This window comes from Pseudomonas sp. EGD-AK9, assembly GCF_000465935.2.
Taxonomy (GTDB): domain Bacteria; phylum Pseudomonadota; class Gammaproteobacteria; order Pseudomonadales; family Pseudomonadaceae; genus Aquipseudomonas.
Map to the genome: position 1 here is coordinate 1 of NZ_AVOF01000167.1, position 7,155 is coordinate 7,155.

The following is a 7,155-nucleotide window of genomic DNA, read 5'->3' on the forward strand; positions in this document are numbered from 1 at the left end:
ACGGCCTGCGCAGCCATATCACCCAGGTCTACCGCTCCTCGGCCACCGACGCCTTCTGCTTCACCGTCTCGGTGCCCATCCTCGACGCCCAGGGCCGTCTGCTGCGCGTGCTGGGCGCCGATGTACGGCTGTCGGCGCTGGTCTGACCGCCCCGGCCTGCGCTAGGCTGGCAGCACCATCACTCGCCGGGACACCCGCCATGATTCGCGTAAGCACCGCCAAAGGCCTGTTGCATCACATCGACATCGGCCCGCATCGACTCGACAGCGACGTACCAGCGGAGCTGGGCGGCGACGGTGCCGGGCCGGAGCCGCACGACCTGTTCGACGCCGCCCTCGGCGCTTGCAAGGCCCTGACCCTGATGCTCTACGCCCGCCAGCGCGGCTTGCCGCTGGAGGGGCTGGACGTGAAGGTGGAGCGCGACGACAGCGAGGAGCGCCAGGGACGTTACCGCCTGGCGGTGGAACTGGAATTGCGCGGTGCGCTGGATGAAAGCCAGCGCCAGCAACTGCTGCGCATCGCCGACAAGTGCCCGGTGCACAAGCTGATGACCGGCGCCGAAATCCAGGTCGACACCCGCCTGAGCGGAGCACGGCCATGAGCGACCTGCTGCTGATCCGCCCGCGCGCCGAGGATATCGCCGGCCAGCCGATCCTGCGCCCGCTGCCCTCGGCGCAGTGCCGCAGCGTCGGCCCCTTCGTGTTCTTCGACCATATACTGGCGCAGCCCTATCCGGCCGGCAGCGGCATGGACATCGCCCAGCACCCGCATATCGGCCTGTCCACCCTCACCTACCTGTTCGAGGGCCAGTTGCAGCACAAGGACAGCCTCGGTTCCGATCAGCTGGTCGGCCCCGGCGACGTCAGCTGGATGACCGCCGGCCGCGGCGTCGCCCACGTCGAGCGCACCCCGCCGCAGCTGCTCGGGCAGGCCAAGCGCCTGCACGGCCTGCAGGTGTGGCTGGCGCTGCCGACAGCCGAGGAGAACGGCGAGCCGGCCTACAGCCACCACCCGGCCAGCACGCTGCCGCGCAGCGACAGCCTGGGCGTGCAGATCACCCTGATCGCCGGCAGCGGCTTCTGCCTCGAGTCGCCGGTGCCGGTGCGTTCGCCGACCCTCTACGCCGAACTCAAGCTGGCCGCCGGCGCCAGCCTGGCGATAACGGCCGAGCACCGCGAGCGGGCGCTGTACCTGATCGACGGCGAAGCCGACCTGGACGGCACGGCCCTGCCCCTTCATAGCCTGGCCGTGCTGAAGGAAGGCGCCAGCCCGACCCTCAGCGCCTGCAGCGAGTGCCACCTGGCGCTGATCGGCGGTGAACCGCTGGGGCCGCGGCGAATGAACTGGAACTTCGTCGCCAGCACCCCCGAACTGATCGACCAGGCCCGCCAGCGCTGGGCCGCGGGCGACTGGCCGCAGGTGCCCGGCGAGACCACACGCATCGAACTGCCGCGCTGAGCAGCTTTTTGTTGCACTCGCGTGATCCGCTGACGCCGCCGGCGGGTATAAGCTGCGGGCGGACTGAACCAGGCCAACGGATGACCCATGGCGGATCGCGACTTCGACTACGACAGCACCCTGGAAGCCTGCGCGCGCGGCGACGAGCGCGCCTTCCAGGCGCTCTACCGACAGGAGGCCGGGCAACTGCTCGGCCTGGCCATCAGCATGCTGGGCCGCCGCGATATGGCCGAGGATTGCCTGCACGATGCCTTCGTGCGCATCTGGCAACACGCCGCGCGTTATCGACGCGAACTGGGCAGCGGTCGCGCCTGGGTGCATAGCATCCTGCGCTACCGCGTGCTCAACGCCCTGCGCAGCGGCGGGCGACAGGTCGAGGTGGACGATGACTTCATCGAGCGCGTGCTGGACGACAGCCCGCAGGCCGAGGCGCAGGCGCTGCAGCAATCCGAGCGGCGCCTGCTGCGCAGTTGCCTGCAACGCCTGGAAAGGCCACGCCGCCATCCGATTCTGCTGGCCTTCTACCGTGGCCTGACCCACGAGCAGATCGCCCGCCGCCTGAGCACACCGCTGGGCACCATTAAGGGCCGTATCCGCGCCGGCCTGCGCGCGCTGCAGGAGTGTCTGCAAGCATGATTCCGCACGACCCCGAAGAACGTCGCGCCCTGATCGGCGAGTACCTGCTCGGCCTGCTCGACGGCGCCGAGGCCGACGAGGTGCGCCAACTGCTGGAGCACGACGAAGACGCTGCGCGCATGGCCCTGGACTGGGAGCGGCACTTTCTCGAGCTGAGCGACCGGCTGCCCAGCCAGGCCCCCTCCCCGGCACTCTGGGTGCGTATCCGCCGCAGCCTGGGCCTGCATGATGAGCCACGCCCGAGCGCCCTGGCCAACTGGTGGAACAGCCTGCTGACCTGGCGCCTGACCGCCGCCACACTGGCCGTTGCCCTGCTGGTCGCCGTACTGCTGCCGATCCTGCGCAGTCCGGACATCGCCGGCGAACGCTACACCGTGGTGCTGCAGCAACCGGGCGAAGCGGCCAAACCGGGTTGGGTCATCCAGGTCGGCAGCGATGGCACGCTGCTGCTCGATCCGCTGGTCGCCGACCAGGTGCCGGAGGGCCGCGCCCTGCAGTTCTGGACGCTGATCGATCCGGCCGAAGGCCCGCGCTCGCTGGGCCTGGTCGAGGCCGGCAAGCCGCTGCGCCTGCCCGCCGAACAGATCGGCGCCGTGCAGGCGGGCCAACTGTTCGAGCTGACCCTGGAACCGGCCGGTGGCTCGCCCTACGACCGCCCTAGCGGCCCGGTGCTCTATATCGGTCGAGCCGTGCTGGCCAGCGCCAACTGATAGGGCTTGCCGGCCGCTCGGCCGGCAAGCCGCTTGAAAAAAATTTCCGCCGCCGACATCCAGCTCCATTCCTCGCGGGTATAGCTCACAGGTGTTTCGTCGAGGCACCTGCGAAACCGGCCAGCCGGTTTCGTCTCGATGCTGAAACCTTCACGAGGAACCCACATGAAACGCATCACTACCCTCTGCACCGCCGGCCTGCTGACCCTGGGCGCAGGTGCCGCCAGCGCCGCCGAACTGCTCGCACTGAACGCCGATGGCACGCTGTACAAGGTCGATGTCGCCGGCCTCAAGGTCACCGGCAGCATGGCGGTCAGCGGCGCCAGCGACCTGCGCGGCCTGGATGTGCGCCCGGCCAACGGCCAGCTCTATGCCTTGAGCGGCGCCGATCAGCTCTACACCCTCGACGCCGCCAGCGGTCAGGCGACCGCAGGCAGCAAACTGCAAACCGCACTGGCTGGCAGCGGCCAGGCCGTGGTCGACTTCAACCCGGTGGCCGACCGCCTGCGCCTGCTCGGCCCGGACGGCACCAGCCTGCGGGTGAATGTCGATACCGGTGAAGTGGCCGTGGACGGCAAGCTCGCCTATGCCACCGACGGCCCCTACGCCGGCCAGCAGCCCAAGGTGGTCGCCGGTGCCTACACCAACGCCTATGCCGGCACGCAGAGCACCGCGCTGTACAACATCGACCTGGCCAGCGCCGGCCTGATGCTGCAGAACCCGCCGAACGACGGCGTGCAGCAACTGGTCGGCAAGGTCGCCGATGGCCTCGCGGCGGCCGCCATGGACATCGCCAGCGATGGCAAAGGTGGCAACACCGCCTACCTGCTGACCGGCAAGACCCTGCATCAGCTCGATCTGGCCAGCGGCAAGCCGACCACCCTGGGCGACATCGCCGACCTGCCGGACGGCATCATCGATATCGCCGTGCTGCCCGCGCAGTAAGATGACAAAAGGCTGCGCCCACTGGGCGCAGCCTTTCGTTCAACGCGCAGTAAACCCGCGGTCACTGCTCGGTGAACACCTCATCGAACAGATCGTTCATCGCCTTGAACGCCCGCGCGGCCACCACCGGGTGATATTCGTTGCGCCCCGGCACGTTGGCCTTGGGATTGGTGAACGAGTGCACCGCGCCACCGTAGCTGACCAGTTGCCAGTCGGTCTTGGCCGCCTTCATTTCGGCGATGAAGCCGTCGACCTGAGCCTGCGGCACGGCCGGATCATCGGCACCGTGCAGCACCAGCACCGGCGCCTGGATGTTCTGCGCATCACTCGGGTTGGGCGTGTCCAGGTTGCCGTGAAAGGACACGAAACCCTTGAGCGGCGCGCCCGAACGCGCGAGCTCCAGCACCGTGCCGCCACCGAAGCAGAAGCCGATGGCGCCGAGCTTGTCGAGATCCAGCGCCACCTCACCGCTCTGCGCCTTGAGCACCTCGACCGCCGCCTGGGCGCGCTTGCGCATCAGCGGGCGATCGGCGCGCACGGCAGTGGCCGCGGCACCCGCTTCTTCGGCGTTGCTCGGACGAATCGACTTGCCGTACATGTCGGCGACGAACACCACGTACTTGTCGCCCGCCGCACGGGCGGCCTTGGCCACGGTGTCCTCGTTCACCCCCATCCAGTTGGGCACGGCGAGCAGCCCCGGACGCGGCGTGGTCACCGAGTCGTCGTATACCAGCACGCCTTCGAAGGCTTCGCCTTCGATCTCGTAGGCAATCGTCTTGGTCACGACAGCCGCGTCGGCAAGACCGGCGAATGCGGCGCACAACAGGGGAACCAGTGTCTTCTTCTGCATGGCGAGGCCTTCCTTCGCAAGGATTGGCCCCTAAACATAGTCCTGCAACCGGCGATGACCAAGCCGCTGGCGCACGGGTTTTACACAGGACGTGTCAGAGTGCCCACAGCTCGGTCCAGCGTGCCTTGATCCGCAGGAGCTGGAGCAAGCGCCTGGCGGGAGCAGAGCGCGAGCTTGCGCCATCCGCGGCACTGGCTCGTTTGTCACGCTTACCCTTTGCGCAAAAATGCGCAGAACCATAAAAAAAGCCCGCCGAAGCGGGCTTTTCTACTGCTTGGCCAGTCAGGCGGACAGCTCCACCAGCAGCTTGTTCAGGCGCTGCACGTAGGCGGCCGGATCCTTGAGGCTGTCGCCGGCGGCCAGCGCGGCCTGGTCGAAGAGGATGTGCGACAGGTCGACGAAACGGTCCTCGTCGGCCTCGGCATCCAGGCGCTCGATCAGCGGATGGCCGGGGTTGAACTCGAAGATCGGCTTGGATTCCGGCACCTTCTGCCCGCTGGCCTCGAGGATCTGGCGCATCTGCAGACCCAGGTCCTGCTCGCCGATGGCGAGGATCGCCGGCGAGTCGGTCAGGCGATGCGACACGCGCACTTCCTTGACCTGCTCGCCCAGCGCGCCTTTCAGACGCTCGATCAGCCCTTCCTTGGCCTTGGCCACTTCTTCCTGGGCCTTCTTGTCCTCTTCCGAGTCCAGCTTGCCCAGGTCCAGGTCGCCACGGGCCACGTCGACGAACTGCTTGCCATCGAACTCGGTCAGGTAGCTCATCAGCCACTCGTCGATGCGGTCGGTGAGCAGCAGCACCTCGATGCCCTTCTTGCGGAACACCTCCAGGTGCGGGCTGTTCTTGATCTGCGCGTAGGATTCACCGGTCAGGTAGTAGATCTTGTCCTGACCTTCCTTGACCCGGCCCAGGTAGTCGGCCAGCGCTACCGACTGCTCGTCGCCCTCGCCTGCGGTGGAGGCGAAGCGCAACAGGCCGGCGATCTTCTCCTTGTTGGCGAAGTCTTCCGCCGGGCCTTCCTTGAGCACCTGGCCGAAGGCCTTCCAGAAGGTCTTGTAGTCCTCCGGCTTGTCCTTGGCCAGCTTCTCCAGCATGTCCAGCACGCGCTTGGTCAGCGCCGACTTCATCGAGTCGATCACCGGATCCTTCTGCAGGATCTCGCGCGACACGTTCAGCGACAGGTCGTTGGAATCCACCACACCCTTGATAAAGCGCAGGTACAGCGGCAGGAACTCGTCGGCCTGGTCCATGATGAACACGCGCTGCACGTAGAGCTTGAGGCCCTTGGGCGCTTCGCGGTGGTACAGGTCGAACGGCGCGCGACCCGGCACGTAGAGCAGCGAGCTGTATTCCAGCTTGCCCTCGACCTTGTTGTGGCTCCAGCTCAGCGGGTTCTCGAAGTCGTGGGCGACGTGCTTGTAGAACTCCTGGTATTCCTCGTCCTTGACCTCGGTGCGCGGGCGGGTCCACAGGGCACTGGCGCGGTTGACGGTTTCCCACTCCGGCTCGGCCGGCTTGTCCTTGTCTTCGCCGTAATGCTCTTTCGGCAGCTCGATGGGCAGGGCGATATGGTCGGAGTACTTCTTGACGATATTGCGCAGGCGCCAGCCGTCGGCGAACTCCTCCTCGCCGCTTTTCAGGTGCAGGACGATGCGGGTACCGCGCTCGGCCTTGTCGATGGTGGCGACCTCGAACTCGCCCTCGCCCTTGCTCGACCAGTGCACGCCCTCGCTAGCCGGGGCGCCGGCACGGCGGCTGAACACGTCGACCTTGTCGGCGACGATGAAGGCCGAATAGAAGCCCACGCCGAACTGACCGATCAGGTGCGAGTCCTTCTTCTGGTCGCCGGAGAGGTTCTTGAGGAAGTCGGCGGTGCCGGACTTGGCGATGGTGCCCAGGTGCGCGATGACTTCCTCGCGGCTCATGCCGATGCCGTTGTCTTCGAGGGTGACGGTCTTGGCGTCCTTGTCGAAGGACAGGCGGATCTTCAGCGGATCGCCGCCTTCGAGCAGCTCGGGCTTGGCCAGCGCCTCGAAGCGCAGCTTGTCGGCGGCATCGGAGGCGTTGGAAATCAGCTCGCGCAGGAAGATTTCCTTGTTCGAGTACAGCGAATGGATCATCAGGTGCAGCAGCTGCTTCACCTCGGTCTGGAAGCCCAGGGTTTCTTTTTGAGTTTCCACACTCATGGTCGTCTAACTCCACATGCAGGACTAAGCCACTAACGCGGCGGATGTCCTACAGGTGGGGGCAGTGCGATGGATTTCAAGGGCTTGGCGGAATCAGGGCTCGAGCAATTCGAGGCGGCCGATTTCCTGCGGCTTGAAGCTGAAGCTGGCCTGGCCGGCGCCGCTGCCCAGCTGCTGGTTGAGGCGGATGCTGCCGTCGGCGTCGATGCCGACGAAGCGCCCCTCCACCGTGCCGCCGCTGGCCTTGCTCAGGCGCATGCTGAGGTTGCGGTACTGCTCGGGGTTGCGCTGCAGGCGCGCCAGGCTGAAGCGCTGGCGGCGGTCGAGCGGCCGGCTGAGGCGCTCCTCCACCGGCTGCGCCTCGGGCTG

The 7,155-nt window shown here is 67.0% G+C and carries 7 protein-coding genes and 1 pseudogene; 5 read left to right on the plus strand and 3 right to left on the minus strand.

Annotation, left to right across the window (positions count from 1 at the left end; translation table 11 throughout):
• Positions 1–199 precede the first annotated feature (199 nt).
• From N878_RS09320 to N878_RS09340, 5 genes are all read left to right on the plus strand, one after another.
• Positions 200–601, plus strand: a complete 402-nt coding sequence (locus tag N878_RS09320; protein WP_021443397.1) for an OsmC family protein — start codon at positions 200–202, stop codon at positions 599–601.
• Entirely contained in the window at positions 598–1,458 is an 861-nt protein-coding gene (locus N878_RS09325; protein ID WP_021443398.1) for a pirin family protein, read from the plus strand. Before N878_RS09320 ends, N878_RS09325 begins: the two co-directional genes overlap by 4 nt.
• 87 nt (positions 1,459–1,545) lie before the next feature.
• The gene (locus N878_RS09330; protein WP_021443399.1) at positions 1,546–2,094 is read left to right on the plus strand and encodes a sigma-70 family RNA polymerase sigma factor; all 549 of its coding nucleotides are present in this window, start codon (positions 1,546–1,548) and stop codon (positions 2,092–2,094) included.
• The gene (locus tag N878_RS09335) at positions 2,091–2,804 is read left to right on the plus strand and encodes an anti-sigma factor (RefSeq protein ID WP_021443400.1); all 714 of its coding nucleotides are present in this window, start codon (positions 2,091–2,093) and stop codon (positions 2,802–2,804) included. Before N878_RS09330 ends, N878_RS09335 begins: the two co-directional genes overlap by 4 nt.
• Positions 2,805–2,969: 165 nt before the next feature.
• Positions 2,970–3,749, plus strand: coding sequence for a DUF4394 domain-containing protein (locus tag N878_RS09340; protein ID WP_021443401.1), 780 nt, complete (start codon positions 2,970–2,972; stop codon positions 3,747–3,749).
• A gap of 61 nt (positions 3,750–3,810) precedes the next feature.
• On the opposite strand, the gene N878_RS09345 is transcribed toward N878_RS09340, so the two are convergent.
• The 3 genes and pseudogenes from N878_RS09345 to N878_RS09355 all read right to left on the minus strand — a co-directional run.
• Positions 3,811–4,599, minus strand: a complete 789-nt coding sequence (locus N878_RS09345) for a dienelactone hydrolase family protein (RefSeq protein WP_021443402.1) — start codon at positions 4,597–4,599, stop codon at positions 3,811–3,813.
• 282 nt (positions 4,600–4,881) lie between these two features.
• On the minus strand, positions 4,882–6,786 hold the full coding sequence (gene htpG / locus N878_RS09350) for a molecular chaperone HtpG (protein ID WP_021443403.1): 1,905 nt from the start codon (positions 6,784–6,786) through the stop codon (positions 4,882–4,884).
• Between the two features lie 93 nt (positions 6,787–6,879).
• Positions 6,880–7,155: pseudogene (locus tag N878_RS09355) on the minus strand (MFS transporter); the annotation flags it as partial.

What these genes read in the sequence shown, in the direction of transcription:
- N878_RS09320 (WP_021443397.1), top strand. Translation starts at nt 200, where the DNA reads ATGATTCGCGTAAGCACCGCCAAAGGCCTGTTGCATCACATCGACATC.
- N878_RS09325 (WP_021443398.1), top strand. Translation starts at nt 598, where the DNA reads ATGAGCGACCTGCTGCTGATCCGCCCGCGCGCCGAGGATATCGCCGGC.
- N878_RS09330 (WP_021443399.1), top strand. Translation starts at nt 1,546, where the DNA reads ATGGCGGATCGCGACTTCGACTACGACAGCACCCTGGAAGCCTGCGCG.
- N878_RS09335 (WP_021443400.1), top strand. Translation starts at nt 2,091, where the DNA reads ATGATTCCGCACGACCCCGAAGAACGTCGCGCCCTGATCGGCGAGTAC.
- N878_RS09340 (WP_021443401.1), top strand. Translation starts at nt 2,970, where the DNA reads ATGAAACGCATCACTACCCTCTGCACCGCCGGCCTGCTGACCCTGGGC.
- N878_RS09345 (WP_021443402.1), bottom strand. Translation starts at nt 4,599, where the DNA reads ATGCAGAAGAAGACACTGGTTCCCCTGTTGTGCGCCGCATTCGCCGGT.
- htpG (WP_021443403.1), bottom strand. Translation starts at nt 6,786, where the DNA reads ATGAGTGTGGAAACTCAAAAAGAAACCCTGGGCTTCCAGACCGAGGTG.